The organism is Promicromonospora sp. NPDC050249, assembly GCF_040656015.1.
Taxonomy (GTDB): Bacteria; Actinomycetota; Actinomycetes; order Actinomycetales; family Cellulomonadaceae; genus Promicromonospora.
The window spans coordinates 166,744-192,580 of the sequence record NZ_JBFAKY010000010.1 but is presented as its reverse complement, the minus strand read 5'-3'; the positions used below and the strand labels follow the sequence as shown (position 1 = coordinate 192,580).

The 25,837-nt window shown below is 70.4% G+C and carries 25 protein-coding genes; 7 read left to right on the top strand and 18 right to left on the bottom strand.

The annotated features are described in order from the left end of the window. Positions 1-30: 30 nt before the first annotated feature. Together AB0I32_RS10965 and AB0I32_RS10960 are read right to left on the bottom strand one after the other, a co-directional pair. Positions 31-1,260 carry an amidohydrolase gene (locus AB0I32_RS10965; RefSeq protein WP_357505733.1) on the bottom strand — a complete coding sequence of 410 codons (1,230 nt, stop codon included), beginning with the start codon at positions 1,258-1,260 and terminating at the stop codon, positions 31-33. A gap of 158 nt (positions 1,261-1,418) precedes the next feature. Then, the gene (locus AB0I32_RS10960) at positions 1,419-2,552 is read right to left on the bottom strand and encodes a mannose-1-phosphate guanylyltransferase (protein ID WP_357505718.1); all 1,134 of its coding nucleotides are present in this window, start codon (positions 2,550-2,552) and stop codon (positions 1,419-1,421) included. Positions 2,553-2,819: 267 nt separating this feature from the next. Between AB0I32_RS10960 and sdhC the strand changes: the two genes are divergently transcribed. The 4 genes from sdhC (at position 2,820) to AB0I32_RS10940 (ending at position 6,337) form a co-directional block, all read left to right on the top strand. Further along, positions 2,820-3,203, top strand: a complete 384-nt coding sequence (gene sdhC / locus AB0I32_RS10955) for a succinate dehydrogenase, cytochrome b556 subunit (protein ID WP_357505716.1) — start codon at positions 2,820-2,822, stop codon at positions 3,201-3,203. Next, entirely contained in the window at positions 3,203-3,667 is a 465-nt protein-coding gene (locus AB0I32_RS10950; RefSeq protein WP_357505714.1) for a succinate dehydrogenase hydrophobic membrane anchor subunit, read from the top strand. The genes sdhC and AB0I32_RS10950 overlap by 1 nt, the downstream gene beginning before the upstream one ends. 79 nt (positions 3,668-3,746) lie before the next feature. Further along, positions 3,747-5,579 (top strand): succinate dehydrogenase flavoprotein subunit, encoded by a 1,833-nt coding sequence (gene sdhA / locus AB0I32_RS10945; RefSeq protein ID WP_357505712.1) that lies wholly within the window; start codon positions 3,747-3,749, stop codon positions 5,577-5,579. Further along, entirely contained in the window at positions 5,579-6,337 is a 759-nt protein-coding gene (locus AB0I32_RS10940) for a succinate dehydrogenase iron-sulfur subunit (RefSeq protein WP_357445147.1), read from the top strand. Before sdhA ends, AB0I32_RS10940 begins: the two co-directional genes overlap by 1 nt. Positions 6,338-6,423: 86 nt before the next feature. Here AB0I32_RS10940 and AB0I32_RS10935 read toward each other — a convergent pair whose 3' ends face one another. The 7 genes from AB0I32_RS10935 to sigE all read right to left on the bottom strand — a co-directional run bounded on the left by AB0I32_RS10935 (position 6,424) and on the right by sigE (position 12,508). Beyond that, complete coding sequence (locus AB0I32_RS10935; protein ID WP_357505710.1) at positions 6,424-7,455, bottom strand: YhjD/YihY/BrkB family envelope integrity protein; 1,032 nt, start codon at positions 7,453-7,455, stop codon at positions 6,424-6,426. Positions 7,456-7,526: 71 nt separating this feature from the next. Next, the gene (locus AB0I32_RS10930; RefSeq protein ID WP_357505708.1) at positions 7,527-8,063 is read right to left on the bottom strand and encodes a 2'-5' RNA ligase family protein; all 537 of its coding nucleotides are present in this window, start codon (positions 8,061-8,063) and stop codon (positions 7,527-7,529) included. Next, the gene (gene trpS, locus AB0I32_RS10925; protein ID WP_357505706.1) at positions 8,060-9,133 is read right to left on the bottom strand and encodes a tryptophan--tRNA ligase; all 1,074 of its coding nucleotides are present in this window, start codon (positions 9,131-9,133) and stop codon (positions 8,060-8,062) included. Before trpS ends, AB0I32_RS10930 begins: the two co-directional genes overlap by 4 nt. 40 nt (positions 9,134-9,173) lie before the next feature. Then, complete coding sequence (locus AB0I32_RS10920; protein WP_357505703.1) at positions 9,174-9,560, bottom strand: twin-arginine translocase TatA/TatE family subunit; 387 nt, start codon at positions 9,558-9,560, stop codon at positions 9,174-9,176. 55 nt (positions 9,561-9,615) lie between these two features. Beyond that, positions 9,616-10,962 (bottom strand): trypsin-like peptidase domain-containing protein, encoded by a 1,347-nt coding sequence (locus AB0I32_RS10915; protein ID WP_357505701.1) that lies wholly within the window; start codon positions 10,960-10,962, stop codon positions 9,616-9,618. Continuing rightward, positions 10,959-11,909, bottom strand: coding sequence for a zf-HC2 domain-containing protein (locus AB0I32_RS10910; protein ID WP_357505699.1), 951 nt, complete (start codon positions 11,907-11,909; stop codon positions 10,959-10,961). Before AB0I32_RS10910 ends, AB0I32_RS10915 begins: the two co-directional genes overlap by 4 nt. Further along, positions 11,906-12,508 (bottom strand): RNA polymerase sigma factor SigE, encoded by a 603-nt coding sequence (gene sigE, locus AB0I32_RS10905; RefSeq protein ID WP_357505697.1) that lies wholly within the window; start codon positions 12,506-12,508, stop codon positions 11,906-11,908. Before sigE ends, AB0I32_RS10910 begins: the two co-directional genes overlap by 4 nt. 176 nt (positions 12,509-12,684) lie before the next feature. Here sigE and AB0I32_RS10900 point away from each other — a divergent pair, with 176 nt between their 5' ends. Next, positions 12,685-13,257, top strand: a complete 573-nt coding sequence (locus AB0I32_RS10900; RefSeq protein ID WP_357445173.1) for an O-methyltransferase — start codon at positions 12,685-12,687, stop codon at positions 13,255-13,257. A 60-nt stretch (positions 13,258-13,317) separates the two neighbouring features. Here AB0I32_RS10900 and AB0I32_RS10895 read toward each other — a convergent pair whose 3' ends face one another. The 4 genes from AB0I32_RS10895 to dapE all read right to left on the bottom strand — a co-directional run bounded on the left by AB0I32_RS10895 (position 13,318) and on the right by dapE (position 16,614). Continuing rightward, on the bottom strand, positions 13,318-13,494 hold the full coding sequence (locus tag AB0I32_RS10895; protein ID WP_116673979.1) for a DUF3117 domain-containing protein: 177 nt from the start codon (positions 13,492-13,494) through the stop codon (positions 13,318-13,320). A gap of 144 nt (positions 13,495-13,638) precedes the next feature. Continuing rightward, positions 13,639-14,631, bottom strand: coding sequence for a dihydropteroate synthase (locus AB0I32_RS10890; protein ID WP_357505696.1), 993 nt, complete (start codon positions 14,629-14,631; stop codon positions 13,639-13,641). Then, on the bottom strand, positions 14,632-15,486 hold the full coding sequence (locus AB0I32_RS10885; RefSeq protein WP_357505694.1) for a TIGR00730 family Rossman fold protein: 855 nt from the start codon (positions 15,484-15,486) through the stop codon (positions 14,632-14,634). Positions 15,487-15,495: 9 nt separating this feature from the next. Beyond that, on the bottom strand, positions 15,496-16,614 hold the full coding sequence (gene dapE, locus AB0I32_RS10880) for a succinyl-diaminopimelate desuccinylase (RefSeq protein WP_357505731.1): 1,119 nt from the start codon (positions 16,612-16,614) through the stop codon (positions 15,496-15,498). Positions 16,615-16,665: 51 nt separating this feature from the next. Between dapE and dapD the strand changes: the two genes are divergently transcribed. Continuing rightward, the gene (dapD, locus tag AB0I32_RS10875) at positions 16,666-17,613 is read left to right on the top strand and encodes a 2,3,4,5-tetrahydropyridine-2,6-dicarboxylate N-succinyltransferase (protein WP_357505692.1); all 948 of its coding nucleotides are present in this window, start codon (positions 16,666-16,668) and stop codon (positions 17,611-17,613) included. A 37-nt stretch (positions 17,614-17,650) separates the two neighbouring features. Next, the gene (locus AB0I32_RS10870) at positions 17,651-18,619 is read left to right on the top strand and encodes a hypothetical protein (protein ID WP_357505690.1); all 969 of its coding nucleotides are present in this window, start codon (positions 17,651-17,653) and stop codon (positions 18,617-18,619) included. 126 nt (positions 18,620-18,745) lie between these two features. On the opposite strand, the gene AB0I32_RS10865 is transcribed toward AB0I32_RS10870, so the two are convergent. The 5 genes from AB0I32_RS10865 to AB0I32_RS10845 all read right to left on the bottom strand — a co-directional run bounded on the left by AB0I32_RS10865 (position 18,746) and on the right by AB0I32_RS10845 (position 25,803). After that, on the bottom strand, positions 18,746-20,572 hold the full coding sequence (locus AB0I32_RS10865) for an ABC transporter ATP-binding protein (protein ID WP_357505688.1): 1,827 nt from the start codon (positions 20,570-20,572) through the stop codon (positions 18,746-18,748). A gap of 2 nt (positions 20,573-20,574) precedes the next feature. Further along, a complete protein-coding gene (locus tag AB0I32_RS10860; protein ID WP_357505686.1) occupies positions 20,575-21,573 on the bottom strand; it encodes an ABC transporter permease in 999 nt (332 codons plus the stop codon). A gap of 27 nt (positions 21,574-21,600) precedes the next feature. Continuing rightward, positions 21,601-23,118 (bottom strand): ABC transporter permease subunit, encoded by a 1,518-nt coding sequence (locus AB0I32_RS10855; RefSeq protein WP_357505684.1) that lies wholly within the window; start codon positions 23,116-23,118, stop codon positions 21,601-21,603. Between the two features lie 194 nt (positions 23,119-23,312). Then, on the bottom strand, positions 23,313-25,124 hold the full coding sequence (locus tag AB0I32_RS10850) for an ABC transporter substrate-binding protein (protein WP_357505682.1): 1,812 nt from the start codon (positions 25,122-25,124) through the stop codon (positions 23,313-23,315). A gap of 235 nt (positions 25,125-25,359) precedes the next feature. Further along, positions 25,360-25,803: a cold shock domain-containing protein gene (locus AB0I32_RS10845; protein WP_357505680.1), complete on the bottom strand. Its 444-nt coding sequence runs from the start codon at positions 25,801-25,803 to the stop codon at positions 25,360-25,362. Between the last annotated feature and the right edge of the window lie 34 nt (positions 25,804-25,837).

Here is a 25,837-nt window from a genome sequence, read left to right as displayed (position 1 = left end):
CGAAGCGTCATCGGCAGGAACATCCTGCGGTCAGCTCGCCGCAAACTGGGCAAGGACCCGCACGCCGACGCCGATCGCGCGCTCGTCCACCACGAGGTCGCCCTGGTGCAGGTCGTAGGTGCGGCCGCCAGGGGTCCGCACGCCGAGGCGGGCCATGGTGCCGGGCACCTTGCGGAGGAACCAGGCGAAGTCCTCGCCACCCATCGACTGCTCGGTCAGCTGCACCGCGTTCGGACCGACGGCCTGACGAACCGCGTCCTCGAGGTCGCCCGTCGCCTCGGTCTGGTTCTCGACCGGCGGCACGCCGTGCGTCACGGTCACCGCGACGCTGACCTGGTAGGGAGCCACGATCTGCTCCACCGCCTCGCGCACCAGCTCGCCCGCCTTCTCCCAGGCGCGCACGTCGAGGCAGCGCAGCGTGCCCTTGACGATGCCGGTGGACGGGATCGCGTTGGGCGTCGAGCCCGCCTGCACCGCGCCCCAGGTCAGGTTCACGCCGGAGCGCGGGTCGAGCCGGCGGCCGAGCACTCCCGGCGTCTGGGTGATGACCTGACCGAGCGCGAACACGACGTCACCCGTGAGGTGCGGGCGCGAGGTGTGGCCGCCGGGTGACGAGATGGTCACCATCACGGAGTCGCTGGCCGAGGTGATCGGGCCGATCCGGGTGCCCACGTGCCCGACGTCGAACTTGGGGTCGCAGTGCAGCGCCGCCATCCGGTCGACACCGTCGAGCTCGGAGGTCTTGTTGATGATGTCCTCGGCGCCGCCGGGGAATACCTCCTCGGCCGGCTGGAAGAAGAGCCGGACGCCGCGTCGCAGGCGCCCCTCCTCCGCCAGGCGGGCGAGCACGAGGCCCGCGCCGAGCACGACGGTGGTGTGCACGTCGTGCCCGCAGGCGTGCGCGACGCCCGGCTCGGTCGAGGCGAACTCCACCCCGCTGGTCTCCTGCAGCGGGAGCGCGTCGAGGTCGGCGCGCAGGCCGACCCGGCCCTCGCCGCCTGGCCCGTGGTCGGGGCCGATGTCGCAGACCAGGCCCGAGCCGATCGGCAGCAGGCGCGGCTCCAGACCGGCGGCCCGCAAGCGGTCGGCGACGACCTGCGTGGTGCGCGTCTCCTTGCGGGACAGCTCCGGGTGCGCGTGCACGTCGCGGCGGAATGCGATCAGCTCCGCGTCGAACGCATCGGTGAGCTCGCCGACGCGGGCAGCCAGTGCCGCGGCCACGTCCGTCGCCTTACCTGCGGGCACGCCTGCCACCGGCATCTGATCGCCCGAAACGATCTGATCGAAGTCGGCAAGACTGACGGGCTGCTGGGTCGGGTTCACCTGACCCACGGTAGCGCTGTCCGCCCCGCGAGACACGGCCGGGGCGTATCCGTCTCACGATGCGGGCATCACTGAGATCAGCTGCTTCTCGTGAGTCAGAGCAGGTCCTCGCGGCCACGCTCGCGCACCGCCGCCACCACCTCTTTCACCTGCTGGGCACGCGCCCGCGTGGTGACGAGCAGTGCGTCGGGCGTGTCGACGACGACCACGTCGTCCAGCCCCAGCACCGTCACCAGGCGACCCGACGCCGGGACCACCACGGAGCCGGCGCTGTCGATGCGCAGTACATCGGCCGGGTCACCGAGCACCTTGGCGCCGCTGTCGTCGTCGGACGGGAGAAGGACGGCGAGCGAGTTGTAGTCCCCGACGTCGTCCCAGCCGAACGTCCCCGGCACGACGGCGACACCGCCCGCCTCCGCGACGGGCTCGGCCACCGCGTGGTCGATCGCGATCTTCTCCAGGCCCGGCCACACGTCCGCGAGCACCGCGGCGCGGCGCGGGGTGTCCCACGCGTCCGCGACGAGCCGCAGGGAGTCGTGCAGCTCCGGACGCTGCTCGGCGAGGTGCCCGAGGAGCACCGACGTGCGCGAGACGAACATGCCCGCGTTCCACCGGTACTCGCCCGAGGCGAGGTACCGCCGGGCCGTGGCCGCGTCGGGCTTCTCGGTGAAGCCGCGCACGTGGAGCGTGTGCGGGGCGCCCTCGATCCCGAGCGGCTCGCCCGAGCGCACGTAGCCGAAGGCCACCGACGGCCGGGAGGCCGCGATCCCGACGGTCGTCACGTAGCCGGCACGCGCCGCGGCCACGGCCTCGCGGATCGCGAGCTGGAACGCCCGCGTGCCGTGGATCACGTGGTCCGCGGCGAACGAGCCGATGACCACGTCGCCGTGCCGCTTCTCCAGCACTGCCGCGGCCAGGCCGATCGCCGCCATCGACTCGCGCGGGGACGGTTCGGCGAGCACTGCGTCGTCGGACAGGCCGGGCAGCTGCGCGCGGCAGGCCGCGACGTGCTGCTCACCGGTGACCAGGACGATCCCGTCCGGCCCGACCAGCGGACGCAGCCGGTGCTCGGTGGCCTGGAGCAGTGACATGCCGGAGCCCACCAGATCGTGCAGGAACTTGGGCTCCCCGCCCCGCGAGAGGGGCCAGAGCCGGGTACCTGACCCACCGGCCGGTACCACTGCGAAAAAGTCGTCGATCGGGGACGATAGGTCGGCGGCCGAAGTCATGCCCCGCAGGATGCCAGCAGGACAGCGTTTCCGCAGCGATAACCCGCCGAACCCGGCGAGCTACCGGTCGGGCGGAAAGCCGGATCCGGTAGCAACGCCCGAGCAACCTGACGGGTGCCCGAAGCGGCGGCATAACCCCTGTGGGATCAGTCACAAATGCCGCGTCTTGATGCCTGTGAGGGCTGCCGGGCGGCGATCGAGGCGACCAGTTGTCATTACAGTGGGGACCAGCCACCCCCAGCCGGACAGCCATAGGAGGCTCCCGAAGTGCCCACCGCACCAGCAGGCACGTTGTACCGCGGCCGTGAAGGCATGTGGTCATGGGTCGCGCACCGCGTGACCGGCGTGCTGATCTTCTTCTTCTTGCTCGTGCACGTGCTCGACACTGCGCTGGTGCGCGTGTCCCCCGAGGCGTACAACGCCGCGATCAGCACGTACCAGACCCCGATCATGGGGCTGGGCGAGGCAGGACTCGTGGCCGCGATCGTCTTCCACGCCTTCAACGGCATCCGCATCCTCCTGGTGGACTTCTGGGCCAAGGGCCCGAAGTACCAGAAGACGATGCTCTGGGTGGTCATCGGTCTCTTCGTGGTGACGATGGCGGGCTTCCTGCCGCGGCACCTCATCAACGTCTTCACCGGGGGTCACTGATGGCACACGGAACCGCAGCGGTGGCGAAGCTCGACTCCCCGCGCTCCCCCTACGCCCGGCGCAAGACGACGCGCGGCAACTACGAGCTGTACTCCTGGGTCTTCATGCGGGCGTCCGGCGTCGTACTGCTCGTCCTGATCTTCGGGCACCTGTTCGTCAACCTGATGGTCGGCGACGGCGTCCACGCGATCGACTTCGGCTTCGTGGCCGGCAAGTGGGCCAACCCGATGTGGCAGATCTGGGATCTCCTCATGCTGTGGCTCGCCATGATCCACGGCACCAACGGCGTGCGCACGATCATCAACGACTACGCCACGCGGGACCTGACGCGCGGGATCCTCAAGGGCCTGCTCCTCCTGGCGTTCACCGTCGTGGTCGTGCTCGGCACCCTGGTGATCTTCACGTTCGACCCGTGCCCGCCGGACGCTCCCGCGGAGCTGCTGGCCTCCTTCTGCACGGCCTAGCACGGCCCCCAGCACGGCGCAGCACCGGCAAGTCCCCCAGCCCCACCTCCGAAACTCTTAGCAGGAGGCATCGAGCCCGATGCAGACCCATCAGTACGACGTAGTCATCGTCGGCGCCGGCGGCGCAGGCATGCGCGCCGCCCTCGAGTCGTCGAAGGAGGCCCGCACCGCGGTGATCTCCAAGCTGTACCCCACCCGCTCCCACACCGGTGCCGCCCAGGGCGGCATGGCGGCAGCCCTCGCGAACGTCGAGGACGACAACTGGGAGTGGCACACGTTCGACACCGTCAAGGGCGGCGACTACCTCGTCGACCAGGACGCGGCCGAGATCCTCGCCAAGGAAGCCATCGAGTCGGTCCTCGACCTGGAGCGGATGGGCCTCCCGTTCAACCGCACCCCCGAGGGCAAGATCGACCAGCGCCGCTTCGGCGGGCACACCCGCGACCACGGCCAGTCCGCCGTGCGCCGCGCGTGCTACGCCGCCGACCGCACCGGTCACATGATCCTCCAGACGCTCTACCAGAACTGCGTCAAGCAGGAGGTGGAGTTCTTCAACGAGTTCTACGTGCTGGACCTCATCACCGACCACGACCTCACCACCGAGGAGATCGCGGACGGCGAGGAGGTCAACGCGACCGGCGTCGTCGCCTACGACCTCGCCACCGGCGAGATCCACGTGTTCCAGGCCAAGGCGATCATCTTCGCCACGGGTGGCGCCGGGAAGATCTTCAAGACCACATCGAACGCGCACACCCTGACCGGTGACGGCATGGCGCTGGCGTACCGCCGCGGCCTGCCGCTGGAGGACATGGAGTTCTTCCAGTTCCACCCGACAGGTCTCGCGGGTCTGGGCATTCTCCTGTCGGAGGCCGCCCGCGGCGAGGGCGGCATCCTGCGCAACTCCGAGGGCGAGCGCTTCATGGAGCGCTACGCCCCCACCATCAAGGACCTCGCGCCGCGCGACATCGTGGCCCGGTCGATGGCGAACGAGGTGCGCGAGGGCCGGGGCGCCGGGCCGAACAAGGACTACGTGCTGCTCGACCTGACGCACCTGGAGCCGGCACACATCGACGCCAAGCTCCCGGACATCACAGAGTTCGCGCGCACCTACCTCGGTATCGAGCCCTACACCGAGCCCGTGCCCGTCTACCCGACGGCGCACTACGCCATGGGCGGCGTGCCGACCAACATCAAGGGCGAGGTGCTCCGCGACGGCGTCAACGTCGTCAAGGGCCTCTACGCCGCCGGTGAGGTCGCCTGCGTGTCCGTGCACGGCTCGAACCGGCTCGGCACCAACTCGCTGCTCGACATCAACGTGTTCGGCAAGCGTTCCGGACGGGCGGCCGCCGAGTACGCCAAGACGGCGTCGTTCCACGAGCTTCCCGAGGACCCGACGGTCCGCGTGGTCGCGCAGCTCGACGAGATGCGCAACCGGCCCGACGGCGAGCGCGTGGCGGACATCCGCAAGGCGCTGCAGGAGAGCATGGACCTCAACGCCCAGGTGTTCCGCACGGGCGAGTCGCTGAACGCGGCCCTCGCCGACATCCGCGAGTTGCAGAAGCGGTACCGCAACGCGTCGGTGCAGGACAAGGGCAAGCTCTTCAACACGGACCTGCTGGAGGCGATCGAGCTGGGATTCCTGCTCGACATCGCCGAGGTCACCGTGGTCGCGGCCATCAACCGCAAGGAGTCGCGCGGCGGTCACTACCGCGAGGACTACCCGAACCGCGACGACGCGCACTACATGCTGCACACGATGGCCTACCGCCGCCCGCCCGAGGCGTCGGACCAGGCCGAGGGCCACATCGAGGGCTACTTCGACCACGTCGAGGAGTTCGACGGCTACAAGGTCGTCCTTGGTTCGAAGCCCGTCATCCAGACCCGGTACGAGCCGATGGAGCGAAAGTACTGATGACTGCCACTCTCGAAGCCGCCGCACCGTCACCCGCGGGCGAGATCCCCTCGTTCACGGTCACGATGCGGATCCGGCGGTTCAACCCCGAGGTGTCCGACGAGCCCACGTGGGAGGACTTCACGGTCGAGGCCCACGGCACCGACCGCGTGCTCGACGCCCTGCACAAGATCAAGTGGGACATGGACGGCTCGCTCACGTTCCGCCGGTCCTGTGCGCACGGGGTCTGCGGCTCGGACGCGATGCGGATCAACGGCCGCAACCGGCTGGCCTGCAAGACGCTCCTCAAGGACGTCAACCCGGACAAGCCGATCCTGGTCGAGCCCATCAAGGGCCTGCCGGTCGTGAAGGACCTCGTCGTCGACATGGAGCCGTTCTTCGCCTCCTACCGCGAGATCATGCCGTTCCTCATCACCAAGGGGAACGAGCCGTCCAAGGAGCGCTACCAGTCCCCCGAGGACCGCGCCCGGTTCGACGACACCACCAAGTGCATCCTGTGCGCCGCGTGCACGTCGTCCTGCCCGGTGTTCTGGACGGACGGGCAGTACTTCGGGCCGGCGGCGATCGTGAACGCGCACCGGTTCATCTTCGACAGCCGTGACGAGGGTGGGTCGCAGCGCCTGGAGATCCTCAACGACAAGGAGGGCGTGTGGCGGTGCCGCACGACCTTCAACTGCACTGAGGCGTGCCCTCGTGGGATCGAGGTCACGAAGGCTATCCAGGAAGTGAAGCGGGCGATGATTACTCGGGCCTTCTGACGCTTCTTTGTTCCTCCTCCGCCGCGGGCGGAAGGTAGGGGCGGCCGGCCTCGCTCACGCGCCCCAGGGGGCGCTCCGCTACGGCTTTACGGCCGGCCGCCCCTACCTTCCGCCCGCGGCTCTGCTGTCTGCGCACCATCCGATGTGCCTCGCACGGCCGGGGAGCTGGGCTCGGCCTTCGTGGTGGGGGTTGGGTTGGCGGGGACGGCGGCGGGGGTGTCGGTCTCCGGGCGGGTGTCGGCCTCTATGAGGGCCTGGGACTGGGACATCCAGGCTGTGGTCAGGAGGAGGACCCTCGCCAGGAGGTTGACCAGGACCAGGACCGTGACCACCACCGCGAAGGATGCCAGGAGGGCGTTGCGGGCCGCGGCCGTGGTGATGACCTCGGTGCCCAGGTAGCGCAGGACGCCTGCTAGCACGCCGACGGCGAGGGAGCCGGCCAGCAGATCTCTCACGGGCACGTGCATGCCGCCTACGTAGCGGACGACGGCGGCTACTACCGCCGCGTCGAGTGCCAGGGTGACCAGGGCGCCACCGGCTCGGACGCCGAACGAGACCGCTGGGCCCTCCAGGCCGAGGCTCTCGAGGGTCCACGGGACCGCCACCGAGACGGCGACGCTCGCGGCCGCCGTGACCAGCACGCCCACGCCGAGCAGCACGAAGCCCAGGAGCTGCCGCAGGCGCTCCGTCACCGGGTTTGCGCCGTTCTCGGTCAGCCCGAACGTCGCGCGTACCGAGGTGCGCAGCGCGCCCATGAAGTTCGTGGCGGACCAGAGCAGCACCGCCACCGCGACGACCGACGTCCAGCTGATACCGGTGGAGAGCACCAGGTCCGACGGCGACAGGACGCCCCCTTCGCCGGTGTTCACCAGGCCCGGTATCCAGGTGTCGACCTGGGTGAGCACCGCGTCCCGCAGGTCCAGGTTGCCGCCGAGGACACGGATGAACAGCGTGTAGCCGAGGGTGAGGGCGGCAAACAGGGAGAACAGCGCGGCGTAGGCCATGCCGCCGCTGAGCACCGATCCGTTCGCGAGGTCGTACTGCGCCAGCGCACGTGCGACCCGGGTCTCCTGCCAGCGCGCCCAGACCGCCTTCCCGAGCTCGATCAGCCGCTTCATCGCGACGAGACTAGCTGAGGTGCACCCCACTCCCCACCGGTCGCGCGGGTTCCCGAGATTTCCGGTCCGGCTCAGCCGAGGGGGAAGGCCGCCTGGGGGCGCCAGATGCCGTCGTCGCCGTGCTCGTACTGGTAGAAGCGGTCGACGTCGAACTCGGCGGAGTAGTCCGCCATCGCCTCGAACGCCTTGTCGAGCGAGGAGTCGGGCACCTCGTGCGCGATGGTCACGTGTGGGTGGTAGTTGAACCGGAGCTCTCCGTCGAGGATCCCGGTCCGTACGCTCGCCTCAAGCTGTTCGCACTCGGAGATCCCCTGCGCCAGTGCCACGAACACGACCGGCGAGACCGGCCGGAACGTCGCCGTGCCCCGGAGCTGCACCGTGAACGGTGGCGCCGCTGCGGCCACTGCCGCCAGGTGCTCCCGCGCCTCGTCGAGCTGCTCGACGTCGAGCAGGGTGGGGCCCAGCAGCGTGATGTGCGGGGGGATGAAGTGGGCGAGCGGGTCCTCGGCGGCGACCCGCGCCGCGCTCAGCTCGGCGGCGTAGGGCTCCGGGATCTCGATGGCGATCCCGATGCGAACCTGACCGGGGCCCCGCTCGGGCAGGTTCACCGGATGCCTCGTGCGGGGAGCAGGCCGAACCGTTCGTACATCCGGTCCAGCACCGGGCCGGCGATCGCACGCGCCCGGTCCGCGCCGTCGGCCAGCACCCGGTCCAGCTCGGCCGGGTCCGCGAGATAGGTGTCGGCCCTGGCCTGGAACGGCTCGAGGAAGGCGACGACGGCGTCGGCCAGGTCCACCTTGAGGTAGCCGTAGCCGCGACCGTCGTACTCCTTGGCGATCTCGTCGATGCCACGGTCGGTCACCGCCGAGAAGATCGTCAGCAGGTTCGAGATACCCGGCTTCTCCGCCGGGTCGAACCGCACGCCGTACGACTCGTCCGCGTCGGTCACCGCCGACTTGATGGCCTTGACGGCCTTCTTGGGGTCCTCCAGCAGCCAAACGACGCCCTTGCCGCCCGTGCTGGACTTGCTCATCTTGGCGCTCGGGTCCTGCAGGTCCTGGATCTTCGCGACGGCCTTGACGATGTGCGCGTCCGGCACGACGGCGGTCTCCGCGCCGAACCGCGTGTTCAGCCGCTCGGCGAGGTCGCGCGTGAGCTCCAGGTGCTGACGCTGGTCCTCACCCACGGGGACGAGCGCCGCGTCGTACAGGAGGATGTCGGCCGCCATCAGCACCGGGTAGGTGAAGAGCCCGACGGTGGTGCCCTCGCTGCCCTGCTTCGCCGACTTGTCCTTGAACTGCGTCATCCGCCCGGCCTCGCCGAACCCGGTCTGGCAGCTCAGGAGCCACGCCAGCTCGGCGTGCGCTGCCACGTGCGACTGCACGAACAGGATGGACCGCTCGGGGTCGACGCCCCCGGCGAGGTACTGCGCCGCGGTCCGCCGGGTGCGCTCGCGCAGCAGCGCCGGGTCGGGGCTCACCGTGAGGGCGTGCAGGTCCACGACGCAGTAGAGCGCGTCGTAGGAGTCCTGCAGTGCCACCCACTGGGACAGCGCCCCGATGTAGTTGCCCAGGTGGAGCGACCCGTCGGTGGGCTGCATCCCGGAGAAGATGCGCTTCCGGGCAGGGCGGTGGGCAGCGGCGCCAGCGCCCGCCGGGCCAGTGGTTTCGGACGACATGGCGAACATTCTGGCAGGTCCGTGCGCGCTCACCGAATCGTCAGGTCGCTTCGTCGTCGTACGGCGCCTTCCCGGGTTCCGCGACCACCCCGGCGGCAGCCGAAGGCGTGCCGTACCGGTCCGCCGCGCGCTCGGCGGCCAGCGAGCCGGCGCCCGCCGGCCGCGCGTACGGGGTGTCGTCGAGCAGCGCGTCCCGCACGATCTTGCGCGGGTCGTACTGGCGCGGGTCGAGCTTGGACCAGTCGACGTCGTTGAACTCCGGCCCGAGCTCGTCGTCCACCCGGGCCTTCGCGGTCTGGAGCAGGTCCCGGCCACGACGCACGAGCGAGCCGAGCTGCTCCGCATAGACGGGCAACCGTTCCGGGCCGATCACGAGCATCGCGACCACCAGAATGATCACGAGCTCCCAGCCATTGATGCCGAACACGCTCAGAGCCTACTCGCGTCGCGGGACCAGCCGGAGAACGCCAGATGAACCCGGTTCACTGACCGCTCGACCGTTCTTCGAGGACCACGCGGACCTCGCGCTCGTCGCTGCCGGAACGCACCTGGAGCGTGACCGGATCTCCTGGCGCCTTCGCCCGGATGGCGACGATGAGCTCGTCGGCCACCGACACGGGCCGGCCGTCGATCGAGAGGATCACGTCGCCGGGCTTCAGGCCCGCCTGGTCGGCAGGACCGTCCGGCGTCACGGCCGGCGTGCCCTGCTGCGGCTCCTGGGAGACCCGCACGCCCTCCCCCTGGTAGCTGGGGTCGAGCAGCACGCCGATGATCGGGAACGTCGCGGTCCCCGTCTCGATCAGCTGTTCGGCGGTGTGCCGCGCCTGGTTGGACGGGATGGCGAAACCGAGGCCGATGTTGCCGGTGGCCCCTGTCGTGCCCGGCCCCTGCGCGATCGCCGAGTTGATGCCGATGACCTCGCCCGCGGAGTTCACGAGCGGCCCGCCGGAGTTGCCGGGGTTGATGGCGGCGTCCGTCTGGATGGCGTCGATGAACGCGGCCTCCGCGGCCTCGCCCGCCTTCACGGGGCGGTGCAGCGCACTGACGATCCCGGTGGTGACGGTGGCCTCAAGGCCCAGCGGGGAGCCGACGGCGAGCACCGAGTCGCCGACCACCACGGAGTCCGAGTCGCCGAGGACGAGCGGCTCCAGGCCCTTCTCCTTGACGCGGATCACCGCGAGGTCGTAGTCGGGGGTCGCACCGACGAGCTCGGCGGGCTGCTCGTGGCCGTCCGAGAACGTCACCGTGACGTCCGCGCCGGAAGCCGCCTCGGCGACCACGTGGTTGTTCGTGAGGATGTAGCCGTCCGCCTTGAGGATCATGCCCGATCCCGTCGCGACGCCCTGCTGGGCACGCACCTCGATCGAGACCACGCTCGGCAGGGCCGCGGCGGCGATGGCGGCCACCGAACCCTCGGGGCGCTGCACCTGGGTGGCACCGGCCGCGGGCTCAGGGAGCGCGGCGTCAGCGGGCCGGGCGGACTCCTGCGACTCCAGCAGCGCGAAGGTGGCCGCGCCGCCGCCTGCGCCAGCCAGCAGGCCCAGCGCCACGACGGCTGACACGGCGCGCGCGCCGAGCTTGCCGCGCCGGGTCCTGGTGCCCTGCGTCGTGCCCTGCGTCATGGCGTACGGATCGGTCCCGTGCGAGGCCTGGTGCGGAGTCTCCTGCTCGGCCGGCGGTGCCGGAACCGGAAGCTGCTCGGTGACCTGCTCGGGCGCGCCGGGCGGCGCGGGCACGGGTGCGGGATCCGCGGGCGGAGTCCTCGACTCGTTCGCGGAGGGTACTGCTGCACGCGGCGTGGGCGGCGCGAACGGGTTCTCGTCGGTCATGGGCTCTCGATGACTCCTGTCACGGTGTGCCAGCCGCGGGCGATGCGGGGCAGGACCCCGGCATCGTAGCCATGCTCACCGAACGACGCCACGAGCTGGGTCAATACCTCGTCCGGCGCGTCCGCTACGACGTCGACCACCATGTCGTCCGACTGCCACGCCACGTGGGCGGGTTCCGACGCGAGCACCTGGACTCCCCCGGCACCGGCGGCGCCGTCCTGGGCGAGCTGGCCCGGGCGTTCGCGGACCACGGCGTGCCCGGACGGCCCGACGAGATCGATCTCGAGCGTCTGCCCCTGGTCGCCCACCAGCCGCATCGCCGAGACCGTGTACCCGTCGGGCAGCTCGGTGGGCGCGGCCCAGCCGTTGTCCGCCGCCCAGTCGAGCGCGGCGGGCGTGAGCTGGTCGGGTGCGACGTCGAGCGTGGCGAGCACGTCCTGACCGGCCGCCGCCGTGTCCGGGCCCGTGCGGCCCAGCATGGTCATGCTGGTCTGCGCGGAGAGCTGCGGGGACACGACAGGGACGTCGCCGAGCGTGAACAGGGCAAGCCCCAGCACACCGACGCCGCCCACCCCGAGGGCGGTGATCCGCGCGGCACGTCGGCGCCGCGCCGGACGGTCGACACGGCCGTCGAACCCGGCGCCGACGTCGAAGGCCGACGTCTGCCACATCGGCACGGACAGCGGGTCCGGGCCGAGGAAGGGGCGGCGCAGCGGGTCGTCGTCGGTGGGCGGGATGCTGGCCTGGAGCGCCATCAGACGCGCGGTGAGGGCTGGGTCCGGCACCACGTCGGCGGCCGAGGAGAGCGCACGCCGGGCCGCACGAGCCGAGTCCAGCTCGCGGGCGCACAGGCGGCACATCGTCACGTGGGACAGGGCCCGCTCGGTCTCCGCGGGTGAGAGCTGTCCGTCGGCGAGCGCGCTGATCAGGTCCCCGAGGTGGTTCATCGCACGCCCCCGCGCGTGGGCGCCAGGTGCTCCAGTGCGTCGCGGAGCTGGGCGCGTGCCCGGTGGATCCGGGAACGCACCGTCCCGAGCTTGACGCCGAGCGTCACGGCGATCTCCTCATAGCTCAGGCCCTCGATGTCGCACAGCACGACGGCGGCGCGGTACTCGGGGCGCAGGGCGTCGAGCGCCTTCTGCACGTCCTGGTCCAGGTTGGCGTGCTCGTACCCGCGCTCGGGGCGGCCGAAGTCACCCGTGTCGGCGACGTGACCGTCGTCGTCCCCCATCGCCTCCATGCGGATGCGCTTCTTGCGGCGCGCGCCGTCGAGGAACAGGTTGGTGGTGATGCGGTGCAGCCAGCCCTCGAACGTGCCGGGCGTGTAGCTGGACAGCGAGCGGAACACCCGGATGAAGGTCTCCTGCGTGAGGTCCTCGGCGTCCTGCTTGTTGCCGGTCAGCCGGTAGGCGAGCCGATAGACGCGCGCGGAGTGCTCGCGGACTATCTCTTCCCAGGTAGGCGGCTGCCAGCGCATGTCGACGGCGCCGGCCCCGGAAGGTGCCGACGCGCTCAGGTCCGCTGCGCGAGTGCTCACAGAAGTCATCGTCCTCTCAACGTACGTCAAAGCCCAGGCGTTCCCACGGGCTGTACCCTGACGCCGCACGTGATGTACACAACTGTCCGACTCCAGCGGAGGAAGCCATCAGCACAGCGGAGCCGTCAGGCCACGGCAAGGTCGCGGCATGGGTCTACAGCGAGGCCTTCGTCCCCGAGGACGAGGTGCTCCTGCGCGCCCGCGAACGCGCCTCCGAGCTGGGTTGCCCGGCCGTGCTGCCCGGTGTCGGCGCTGTGCTCCGGGTGCTCGCCGCCGCGACGAGGGCGCATGCGGTGGTGGAGGTGGGCACCGGTGCCGGTGTGGCGGCGCTCTGGCTGCTCCGGGGGATGCCGTACGACGGCCAGCTCACCACCATCGACCGCGAGGTGGAGCACCAGCGGGCCGCGCGGGCGGCGTTCGCCGAGGACGGCGTCGCTCCCCAGCGCACGCGGATCATCCCCGGTCGGCCGGGCGATGTGCTGCCGCGCCTGGCGGACGGCGCCTACGACCTCGTGCTCGTGGCGAGCGATCCGCTCGGTTACCCCGAGTACGTCGAGGAGGCGCTGCGCCTGCTCCGCCCGGGCGGCGTGCTCGCGATCGACGGTGCGCTGCTGCGGGACCGGGTCGCGGATCCTGCCCGTCGCGACGAGCTCACCACCGTGGTGCGCGAGGTGGGCCGGACCCTGCGTAACGACGAGCGGGTGCTGCCTGCCATGCTGCCGAGCGGAGACGGGTTGCTGCTGGCCGTCCGTCGCTGACCCGCCGGGAGGGCCGGTTTCCACGGCGGACGGCCAGGCGGCGGTTCCGGCTCAGGCGAGTCAGGCGCTGGGCGTGACGACGGTCTGGAGAGCGTCGCCGAGCTCGCTTGCCTCGGTCGCGTTGAGCTCGACGACGAGCCGACCGCCGCCCTCGAGCGGCACACGCATGACGATGCCGCGCCCCTCCTTGGTGACCTCGAGCGGTCCGTCACCCGTTCGCGGCTTCATCGCAGCCATGTGTGGCTCTCCCATTCCGTTGTCCGGTGTGTAGCAGCATTCATGTTCCCGGCGAACGCCGAGGGCACAGGACCATTCTAGTTCAATTGGCGCCCCTTACTTTCCACGCGCCAATTCGTCGCCCGTCGTCGGAGCAGGGTCGGATCAGGCAAGACCGCGCAGCGCGACGGCGGGTGGCGCCTCGTCCCGGACCGCCGCCACGAGGTCGAGAACGCGTCGTGTGGCGACCACGTCGTGGGTGCGGAAGACGCGGGCGCCGAGCCACGCCGCCACCGCCGTCGCGCCCAGCGTCCCCTCCAGTCGTTCCTCGGGCGGGAGGTCGAGCGTCTCCCCCACGAAGTCCTTGCGGGAGAGCGCCATGAGCAGCGGGAAACCGAGCCCCGCCAGCACGCCCGTGCGGCGCAGGAGGTGCAGGGAGTGCCAGGTGTTCTTGCCGAAGTCGTGGGTGGGGTCGACGAGCACCGACTCGCGCGGGACCCCGCACTCCACCGCCCGCTCCGCGGCGGCCCGGAGGGTGGACACGACGTCGGCCACCAGGCCGTCCCGCCCGTCGGTGTCCTCGCTGGTCGAGCGCGTCGAGCCGGTCGAGCCCGTCGGGACCACCGGCCGGCCGTACTCCACGCGGTACGGGTCCGTGCGCGGGGCCGCCCCGCCCGTGTGGGAGCAGACGACGCCGACGCCGGCGGCGCCCGCCACCTCCACCAGGCCCGGATCGTGCCCCGCCCAGGTGTCGTTGATCAGGTCGGCGCCGACGTCGATCGCCGCGCGCGCCACGCCCGCACGCCACGTGTCGACGGAGACGAGCAGGTCGGGCACCGCGCGGCGGACCGCCGCCACGAACGGGACGACGCGGCGGATCTCCTCTGCCTCGTCGACCGGCGACCCGTTGCCGGCCCGGACACCACCGACGTCGAGGATCTCCGCGCCGTCCTCGTACGCGCGCTCCGCCGCGGCCAGCGCGGCGGAGTCGTCCGGCACCCGGGCTGGGGCGTAGAACGAGTCGGTCGTGCGGTTCAGGACCGCCATCACGACGGGGCGCACGGCGCGCCCGTCGCGCCCCACCTCGCGTCCGCGCAGCACCAGCGGCGCGGACCCGCGCGGAACCGCCGCGGCGGCGGGGACGTCCGGACCGTCCACCTATGCGCCGCCCACGGTGCTCGGCAGGCCGGGACCCTCGAGCGCCGCCTCCTCGGTGGCGCGCTCCGCGACGGCTGCCGCCTGCAGCGCGGCCTGCTCCGCCTCGATCTGGTGCACCCGCTCGACGACGTGGTCCACCGCCTCGGCAGGGTCGTCGGTGAGGTAGATGATGTCGAGGTCGGCCTGGCTGATGGTGCCGTGCGCCAGTGCCGTGGACCGGATCCACTCCAGGAGCCCGCCCCAGTACTCCTTGCCCACCAGGACGAGCGGGAACTGCGTCACCTTGTGCGTCTGAACAAGGGTGACTGCCTCGAACAGCTCGTCGAAGGTACCGAATCCCCCTGGCATCACGATGAATCCCTGTGCGTACTTCAGGAACATCGTCTTTCGCGCGAAGAAGTACCGGAAGTTGATGCCTAGATTCACGTACTCGTTGACGCCCTGTTCGAAGGGCAGCTCGATACCGAGACCCACCGATGTGCCACCCGCCTCGGCGGCGCCCTTGTTCGCGGCCTCCATCACACCGGGTCCACCACCCGTGATGACGGCGTACCCGGCCTCCACGAGGAGCCTGCCAACGGTCTCCCCGGCGAGGTAGTCCTCGTGATCCGGCTTGGTGCGCGCCGAGCCGAACACCGACACCGCCGGGCCGAGCTCCGCGAGCGCGCCGAAGCCCTCGACGAACTCGCTCTGGATGCGCATCACGCGCCACGGGTCGCCGTGCAGCCAGTCGCTGCCCTGGTCGGAGGCCAGGAGTCGCTGGTCAGTTGTGGTCTGCGGGATCTGGTTCCCGCGGAGCAGTACCGGGCCGCGGCGGTAACCGCGGCCGGACTGTGGAATGCCGTCGTCGCTCATGCGCCCAAACTATCCGCCGAGCAGCCAGGCCCGCAGCGCGTCACGACACTGGGCGAGCTGCGCCACCGGAAGATGCTCGTCGTCCTTGTGCGCGAGCAGGGGGTCGCCGGGCCCGAAGTTGACCGCCGGCACGCCCAGCTCGGAGAACCTGGCGACGTCGGTCCACCCGTACTTCGGCGCCGGGACACCGCCGGTCGTGGCGAGCACGGACCGCACGAACTCGGCAGCCAGCGGGTCGTCGAGGCCCGGGCGGGCGCCGCCGGCGGCGTCGGTCACGACCACGTCGAAGCCCTCGAACACCTCCCGCAGGTGGGCCTCGGCCTCCTCGACAGAACGCGACGGCGCGAAGCGGTAGTTCACCTCGACCACGCACGCGTCAGGGATCACGTTGCCCGCGATGCCACCCTCGATCCGCACCGCATTGAGGCCCTCGCGGTAGACGAGGCCGTCGACCTCCACCTCGCGTGGCTCGTAGGCGGCGAGCCGGGCCAGCGCCGGGGCCACGGCGTGTATCGCGTTCTCACCGGTCCAGGCCCGCGCCGAGTGCGCCGCGACGCCGCGGGTCCGCAGCTCGATACGCATCGTGCCGTTGCAGCCGCCCTCGATCCCCGCGTCGGTCGGCTCACCGAGGATCGCGAAGTCACCCCGCAGGAGCTCCGGGTGGTTGCGCGCGAGGCGGCCAAGGCCGTTCAGTGCCGAGTCGACCTCCTCGTGGTCGTAGAAGATCCACGTGAGGTCGTGCGCCGGCTCGCTGCCCGGCGCCCCCAGCTCGATCGCCAGCGCGAGAGCCACCGCCACCCCGCCCAGCATGTCGACGGTTCCCCGGCCCCACAGCACGGCGTCGTCCCCCGCACCCGCGAGGCGCGTGGGCAGGTTGTCCGCGATCGGCACGGTGTCGATGTGCCCGGCCACGACGACGCGCCGGTCCCGGCCCAGGTTCGTCCGGGCGACCAGGGCATCGCCGTCGCGCAGGACCTCGAGGTGCGCGCAGCCGCGCAGCAGAGCCTCTATCGCGTCCGCGAGGGCCGTCTCGTCCCCGCTGACCGACGGGATGTCGCAGATGGCCCTGGTGAGGGCGACGAGGTCCGACTCCTTGCCGGTCGGGTCGAGCAGGGCAGGGTCGATCACGGTGTCCACAGGGCAACACTAGGTGCTGGTCACGGCGGTTACGCTGAAGCCATGACGACCGCATGGGGTTTCGGCCTTGCCACGATCGCCGACGACGGCACCACCCTCGACACCTGGTACCCGGAGCCCGCCCTCGGCGAGGCCCCCGTCGGCGCCACCGCGCCCGAGTCCCTCGCGGCGCTCGCCAGCGCGGACGAGACACGTCGCGTGCGGCTCGAGGTCGTGACCACGCAGATCGACCTCGCGGACCCGCCGAAGGACACCTCTGACGCCTACCTGCGGCTCCACCTGCTCTCTGCCCGCGTCGTACGCCCGCACGGACTCAACCTCGACGGGATCTTCGGCGTGCTGACGAACGTCGTCTGGACGAGCGCCGGCCCGTGCGCGGTCGAGGGCTTCGAGGAGACCCGCCTGCGCCTGCGCGGCAGGGGCCACGTCACGGTGTTCGGCGTCGACAAGTTCCCGCGCATGGTCGACTACCTGGTCCCGTCGGGCGTCCGCATCGCCGACGCCGACCGGGTCCGCCTCGGCGCATACCTCGCCCCTGGCACCACCGTGATGCACGAGGGCTTCGTGAACTACAACGCCGGCACGCTCGGCTCGTCGATGGTCGAGGGCCGCATCTCGGCCGGCGTCACCGTCGGTGACGGGTCCGACGTCGGCGGCGGCGCCTCGATCATGGGCACCCTGTCCGGCGGGGGCAAGGAAGTCGTCTCGCTCGGCGAGCGGTGCCTGCTGGGCGCCAACGCGGGCCTCGGCATCCCGCTCGGCGACGACTGCGTGGTCGAGGCGGGCCTGTACCTCACCGCGGGGAGCAAGGTCACCGTGCTGGGCGCCGCCGTCGACCCGACGGGTGACGGCACCGCAGCGGTCAAGGCGCGCGACCTCGCGGGCCGCAGCAACCTCCTGTTCCGGCGGAACTCCACGAACGGCGCCGTCGAGGTCCTCGACCGGACCGGTGTCGGGATCGAGCTCAACGAGGCCCTGCACGCCAACTGACCCAGAAACTGACCAGCACGGACAACAAGGAGCACGCATGGCACTCCTGGCCGAGGCCGGTCCACCGGCCCCGCCGCCCGTAGACGGTCCGAGGTCGCACCGGCCGCTGAGGCGCGCCCTCAAGTACGTGCTGGCCGTCGGGTCGGTGTGCGCCGTCGCGACGGTGGGCGTCGTCGTGGGGCTGAACAGCCTGACCGGCGCCGGTCCGGTCACCGAACGGTGCGCCGTCCGGCTCGACGGCTCGGACTGGTACCTGTCGCCCGATCAGGCGGACAACGCCGCGCTCGTAGCCGGCACCTCCGTCGCCCGCGGCCTGCCCGCACGGGCGGCGACGATCGGGCTGGCCACCGCGCTGCAGGAGTCGAAGCTCATCAACATCGACTACGGCGACCGCGACTCGGTGGGCCTCTTCCAGCAGCGTCCCTCGCAGAACTGGGGCACCCAGCAGCAGATCATGGACCCCGTGTACTCGACCAACGCGTTCTACGACGTGCTGGTGGAGGTCGACGGGTACAAGGACATGGCGGTGACGGAAGCCGCGCAGGAAGTACAGCGCTCGGCGTACCCGGACGCGTACGCACAGCACGAGACGCGGTCGCGCGCCTGGGCGTCGGCCCTCACCGGCAACTCGCCCGAGTCCCTGTCGTGCGAGCTGGGTCCGGTCGCCGACAGCGACCAGATCGCGCCAGAGGCCGCTCGTGACGTGGTCGTGGGGCGCCTGGGCCGTGACCTCGGGCTCGCTCCCGCGACCGGCGCGGCGGACCCGAACCGCCAGGACCCGGCGTCGTCCACGGTGACCGTGGACGCGACGCCGCTCACCCCGGACGACCCCCGCCGCGGCGGCTGGGCGACCGCCCAGTGGGCCGTCGCGACGGCCCACGCCACGCGGGCCGTCGAGGTGCACGTGGCCGACCGGGTGTGGCTCCGCGAGGAGGCCGCCTGGGTGGGCGCCGAGACCCGGCTCGCTCCGGGCGAGGTCCGCATCACGGTGGACACGGCCGAGTAGCCCGTCCCGCCGAGGTAGAACCAGGGCGAGACAGAACTCTGGCGAGGTAGGACTGCAGCGAAAGGAGAACCGGCCTCGGTTCTCCTTCGCTGCAGTTCTACCTCGCCCTGGTTCTACCTCGGCAGGTCAGACGCTGCCGTCGCCGCCGGCCCCCATCAGGCCGCCGAGACCGGAGGTGTTGCCGCCCTCGTCCTGCCGCGGCCGGGGACGCTCGTAGTCCTCCTCCACGCGCAGCTCTGCGACGTCCTCGCCGAACTTGGCCAGCAGGGCGTGCCGCGCCTCGCGACGACGGCGCTGCTCCAGGGGCTCCGGCACGGGCGCCGCCGCGATCAGGCGCTGCGTGTACTCCTCGCGGGGGTGGTGCAGCACCTCCTCGCGCGGGCCCTGCTCCACGATCTTGCCGTTCTGCAGCACCACGACACGGTGGGCGAGCAGGTCGATCACCGCGAGGTCGTGGCTCACGAAGAGGCAGGCGAACTTGTACCGCTCCTGCAGCGCCGTGAACATCTTCAGCACGTTGGCCTGCACGGACACGTCGAGGGCCGACGTCGGCTCGTCCGCGACCAGCAGCTCCGGGTCGAGCGTGAGCGCGCGCGCGATGCTCACGCGCTGGCGCTGACCGCCGGAGAGCTCGTGCGGGTACCGGTTGTAGACGCTGCGGGGCAGCTCGACGGCGTCGAGCAGCTCCAGCACGCGGCGTCGCCGCGACTTGTCGTCGCCCTCCTTGTGCACCACCAGCGGCTCCGCGATCACGTCGCCGATCGGCAGGCGCGGGTTGAGGGACGACGCCGGGTCCTGGAACACGACGCCGATGCGCCGGCGCAGAGCCTTGAGCTCCTTGCCCCGCGTCTTCGTGAAGTCGCTGCCGAGGATGGACACCGAACCGGACGCGGCGGGGATCAGCCCTAGCGCGCACTTGGCGATGGTGGACTTGCCGGAGCCCGACTCACCCACCAGACCCACGATCTCTCCCTGCGCCACGGTCAGCGACACGTCGTCGACCGCCCGGAACCTGGGCTTGCCCAGCCGGTGGTACTCGATGACCAGGTTGCCCAGGTCGAGCGCCGGCAGGTCCTCCGGGGCCGCCACCACCGGGGCGACGTCACCGAACTGGCCCGGCCCGGACCCCAGGTGGGGCACGGCGGCCAGCAGGCGCTTCGTGTACTCGTGACGCGGGTGGTTGAGCACCTGGTCGGCGGTGCCGGTCTCCACGAGGTCGCCCTTGAGCATGACGGCGACGCGGTCGGCCATGTCCGCCACGACACCCATGTTGTGGGTGATCAGCAGGATGCCGGTGTCCAGCTTGTCCTTGAGCGAGCGCAGCAGGTCGAGGATGTCGGCCTGCACGGTCACGTCGAGGGCCGTGGTGGGCTCGTCGGCGATGATCACCTTGGGGTCGCACGCGATGGCCATGGCGATGACCACGCGCTGCCGCTGACCGCCGGAGAGCTCGTGCGGGTACTGCTTGAGCCGGCGCTCCGGCTCGGGGATGCCGACCATGGCGAGCAGCTCCGCGGCGCGCGCGGTGGCCTGCTTGCCGAACGCGATGCCGTGCAGCTGCAGGCCCTCGGTGAGCTGGTCCCCGATGGTGAGCACGGGGTTGAGCGCGGTCATGGGCTCCTGGAAGACCATGGCCACGTCGTTGCCGCGCATGTTGCGCAGCCCCCTGCCGTCGAGGCCGCCCACCACCTTGTCGCCCACGCGGATGGTGCCGCTGACCCGCGCGTTGCTGGGCAGCAGACCCAGCGCGGTCATCGAGGTGACGGACTTGCCAGAGCCGGACTCGCCCACGAGCGCCACTACCTCGCCGGGGCGCACCTCCAGGTCGATGCCCTTGACCGCGTGCACGTCGCCGAACTCCGTCTTGAACGTGACGCTGAGGCCCTCGAAGGAGAGGACCGCGTCGCCGGCCGCCGCGACGGGACCGGGAGAGCTGATGTCGAGAGTTGTCATGCTCAGTCCTTGGTCCGGTTCTGGCGGGGGTCGAACGCGTCGCGGAGGCCGTCGCCGATGAAGTTCACGCACAGGGCGATGGTCAGGATCATCAGGCCGGGCCACCAGAACAGCCAGGGCCGGGTGGCGAAGGCGGACTGGTACTCGTCGATGAGCGTGCCGAGCGACGTGTCGGGCGCCTGCACGCCGAAGCCGAGGTAGCTCAGCGCGGTCTCGAGGAGGATGGCCCCGGCGATCGCCAGCGTCGCGGACACGATGATCACGCCCACCGAGTTGGGCAGCACGTGCCGGGTGATGATGCGCCACGAGCTCGTACCGACCGCCCGCGCGGCGACCACGAAGTCGCGCTCGCGCAGCGAGAGCACCTCGCCGCGCACCAGGCGGGCCAGGCCGGTCCAGGTGACCAGGCCGAGCACGAGGGCAAGGCCCCAGATCCCCCAACCCGTCGCCGTCTTGCCGAGCACGGCCGCGACGACCAGCAGCGGGATGACGATGAAGACGTCGGTGAGCCGCATGAGGACCGACTCGACCCAGCCGCGGTAGAAGCCGGCCAGCGCCCCGATCAGCGTGCCGACGATGGTGGAGATGATGCCGACGGCGAACGCGATGATCAGCGAGAACTGCGTGCCGCGCATCACGAGGGCGAAGTAGTCCTTGCCGCCCGTGTCCTGGCCGAACGGGTACGCCCAGGTGGGCGCTCCGTCACCGATCTTGTCGTACTGGAGCGTGTAGTCCTTGGGCCACCAGCCCGGGATGGGGCCGGTGCCGATGGAGGTGAACGCCACGACGATGATGAGGCCGAGCACGATCATCGAGGTGAGCGCGGCCTTGTGCCGGAAGAAGCGGCGTGCCACGAGCTGGCCCTGGCTGTACGACTTGTCCTCGCCGGGCAGCGGGTCGGCCGAGCCGCCGGCCGCGAGACCGACCGCGTCGGTGCCGGTCGCCGAGATCTGCGGCTCGTAGTCCTCGCCGCCGGGGGTGCTGTTCCTGATGTCACTCATGTCTGTGTCTCCTGCCGTGGCCCGCGCTCAGCGCCGGATCCGAGGGTCGAGGGCCGCGTAGGCCAGGTCTGCCACCAGGTTCATCAACACGGCAGCAACACCCGTGACGAGGAAGAACGCCATGACCGGCGCGGGGTCGACGGCGTTCAGGCCGTCCTGGAACAGCGCACCCATGCCCTTCCAGCCGAACACCTGCTCCGTGATGACCGCGCCGCCGATGATGCCCGCGAAGTCGAACGCGACGATCGTCGTGATCGGGATCAGCGCGTTGCGGAACGCGTGCTTCACGATGACCTCGCGCTCGGACAGGCCCTTCGACCGCGCGGTGCGCACGTAGTCCTGGTTCAGCGTCTCGAGCATGGACGACCGCGTGTAGCGGGAGTAGCTCGCCACCGAGACCAGAGTGAGCAGGATGGTCGGCAGCAGGATCTGCGTGCCCATGTCGAGCGTCCGCTCCCAGAACTCGCCGGTGAAGTTCGGCGTCTGCGACCCGATGGTCGAGATGGGGCGCGACTTGAGGCTCAGGAAGCTGGCCCAGTGCGAGATGAGGATGTCGACCACGACCATGATGCTGGTGATGGTGCCCGTGATGCCGGCGACGAGCATCGCCTGCTTACGGGCGTGACCGCCCCAGACGGCACCGATCGCCACCGAGACCACCAGGGTGACCACGAACAGCCCGATGAGCAGCGGCCACGACGGCGCCCGCAGCAGCGGAGCGAGGGCGAGGTAGGCGATCGCGCCGACGACGGCGGTGGTCAGCGCCGCGTAGAGCGCCCGCCGGTTGCGGAGCCCGGCGGCCAGCGCGGTGACCAGCACACCCGCGGCGGCCGAGACCAGCAGGACACCGCCGATCCCGAACATCGGGTTGCGCCACCAGTCGAGCGCGTTGAAGATGAAGAGCAGCACCGTGACGAAGGCGAACACCGTCGCTGCAGTGATCAGCCGGCGCTTCCTGGTCCCGCCGAGCACGGCCTGGAGCAGGAACCCCGCCACGATCGCGACGATCACTATGGTCCATGGCGCGTACTGCCCCACTGCCATCCAGTTGTTGTACTGGATGGCCGCGTACTCCTTCAGCAGGGTGGCGGCCCAGAAGACCGGCAGCGAGAAGAAGAGGAACGCGCCGAACGTCACCGTGTAGTCGAAGCCGGAGTACTGACGGATCGCGGTGAGGATACCGAGCGCTACACCGACGACTATGGCGAGCAGCGTGGCCAGGGTGACGAGCCGCAGCGTCGAGGTGGCCGCCTGCTGGGTGAGGCCCAGCACGTCGACGCCGTTGACGTTGACGCCGAGGTCACAGTTACCGGTGAAGCACCCGCCGACGCCGCTGAGCCAGTCCCAGTATCTCGCCCAGTCCGAGTCGTCGAGCCGCATCCGCTCGGTGCGCTCGGCGATGAGCTGCGCGCGGTTCGGGTCGTTCGACTCCCGGAGATCCTTGAGGGGGTCACCTGAGTTGACGGTCAGGACGAACATGAGTAAAGAGGCGCCGAGCAGGACGAGCGCCGAGACGCTGATGCGTCGGAGGATGAACTTGAGCACGGGTTGGCCCTTCGAGGCGGACGCAGCACGGCGTCTGCTGGGGAAAGCGATCAGCGTGTCACTATAGGACACCGGATGAAAATTGCCGTCATCGCCCCAGGTCAGGGATGGAAATAATCCTGGATGGCGGTAGACAGCCCTGCGGGGAAGGGAACAGGAGCTCCCTTCCCCGCAGTCAGTGCGTCAGGCTCGCGTCAGGAGGCACGAACCCACTGCTCGGCGTTCCACAGCACGCCGGTCTGGGAAGCAGAGTTCTGCACGTTCTCCAGACTCGAGCTGTAGGCGATCACGCCCGGGTGTGCGAACAGCGGGATGCCGTAGAGCGTGTCCCACAGCTGCTTCTCGATGATCGGTATCTGCGCGGCGTGCACCTCTTCGTCGACCGACGAGGACAGCGTCTTCCACGCCTCGTCGACGGTCTCGTCGGAGTACCCGCCGTAGTTCTGCGTACCGGGCGTCGAGTAGATGTTCTCGCCCGAGGCGATCTGGCCCGAGCCGGCCCAGGCGAACAGCGCCACCTCGTAGTCGCCGTTCGGCAGCGTCTTGTCGAAGAACTCCGGCGAGGCGGTGTCGACGATGTCGAAGCCCACCTGGTCGCACGAGGACTTGATGGCCTCGACCTCGGCGGCACGACGCGGGTTCGGTGCGGAGTAGCCGATCCGGACCTCCTCGCCCTCCTTGAGGCCGGCTGCGGCGAACTTCTCCTTGGCGGCGTCCAGGTCGACCTCGTCGTACCGGCCGTCGTAGGACTCGGACACGACCGCCTCGTAGTTCTCCTGGAACGGGAAGACCTCGCGGGCGTTCATGACGACGGCCTCGGGGTCGATCGGCTTGATCAGGTCGTCCACGATCTTCTGGCGCGGCACGCAGAGCGCGAACGCCTCACGGGCCTCCAGGCTGTCCGCGAAGATGCCGGACTTGAAGTTGAAGTCCAGGTGCTCCCAGGTCAGGTTCTGGTTGGTGTCCACCTTGACGGCATCGCCGAGCGACTGGAGCTGCGTCACCGTGTCGACGGTGGGTCCGCTCGGGCTGATGACGTCGAGCTCACCGTTGGCGAGTGCCTGGATCTGAGCGTCGGCCCCGACGAAGCGGAACGTGAGGTTCTTCGTGGCCGCGGGGGTGCCCCAGTACTCCGAGTTCGCCTCGAGGGTGATGTACTGGCCTGCCTCCCAACCGTCGGCCTTCAGGTCGTACGGGCCGGTGACGGGAGCGAGCGCCGGGTCCGGAACCTCGCCCGGCTGCGTGATCCAGCCCTTGTTCCAGAACTCGGCCGCCTTCTTCAGGACCGGCAGGTCGAGCTCCTCGATGGCGGTGACGAGCTCCTCGGTGGAGACGCCGGCCTGCTCGGCGACGACGTGCGCCGGGAGGGGCGGGTAGGCCTGGATCTTCCAGTCGGCGTACACGCGCTCGTAGTCGTACGTGAAGGTCTTGGCGTCAGCGGAGTCCGCCTGCGGGCCCTCGGGCACGTAGTCACCGAACGTCAGGCCGTCGATGTGGTTGAAGAGGGCCTTCTCCGTCGCGTCCTTCGTCACCTTGCCGTCCGCGGTGATCGCCCGGGCCGCCCAGTCGAGCGCGTAGTCCGCGTACGTGACCGGCGTGCCGTCCGACCATGTCGCCTCGTCGTTGAGGGTGTACTGGACCTGCAGCGGGTCCTCGGAGATGGCCTCGTAGGTGCCATAGGCCTCGTCGGTGCAGATCGTGCCGTCGGTGCCGAAGTACCAGAAGTTGCTGAACAGCTGGCCATCGACCGCGCTGTTGTACACGGAGTAGGTCTCAGGGGTCAGTCCGTTGTAGCTGAGGAACTCGTCCTCGATCGACATCTTGATCTCGCCGTCGGCGGTCTCGATGTCACCGAGGTCGGGCTTACAGGTCACCTCGGCCGCCGGGGCCGCAGTGGACTCGTCGTCCGCCGGATTGTCGCCGCCCGCCGGGCTGGTGCACGCAGAGAACAGCAACGCGCTCGTGGCGGTCACCGCCACAGCGGCGCTCAGTCGCCTGATCTTCAATGTTCCTCCTCAAGGGGATGCCGGTATCGGACTTCCTGGCGGCGCGCCGCAGCGCGCGCCGGGGTGAGACGTCCGTCACCGTCATGGTTTCCGCTCACGCTACTCACGCGATGGGAGGGTTTGCCCTACTTCGCCGTTTGTTGGACTTGATCGTTACCGACCTGATATCGCCCCGTAGCGGTACCGTCCCCGCGCATCAGAGACGGAAACAGGGCGTTAACACCCCGAACCGGCGTCAGACCCAGCCGTGCGAGCGCGCGACCGCGACGAACGCACCCCGGGTGGCGAGGACCTGCTCCGCGGTGAGGGTCGGCACCCCCGCGAGAAGAACCTCGGTGACCTCGACGGCGAGCTCCCGTTCGGACGGCGCCTCGCCGTCGGGCCGGGAGGCGGCGTCGGGCAGCGGGGGGAGGAAAGCCGGGACGGGCGCGGTGTGAGCTACCGCGGAGACGGCGGACGCCGCCAGCGCCGGGGCGGGCGCTACCAGGGTGACGGTCGAGGCCTTCAGACCCCGGTCGCCGTCCTCCACCGCGAAGTCCACCACTGCGCCGACCGCGAGGTGGCGCTTGTCGAACTCGAGATCGTTGACGTGGATGAACACGTCGTCGCCGCCCGTGTCCGGCGCAACGAACCCGTAGCCGCGAACCTCATCGAACCTGATGACCTTGCCTTGAACCACGACACACACTCCGCCTCGTAAGGATCCCTGCAGA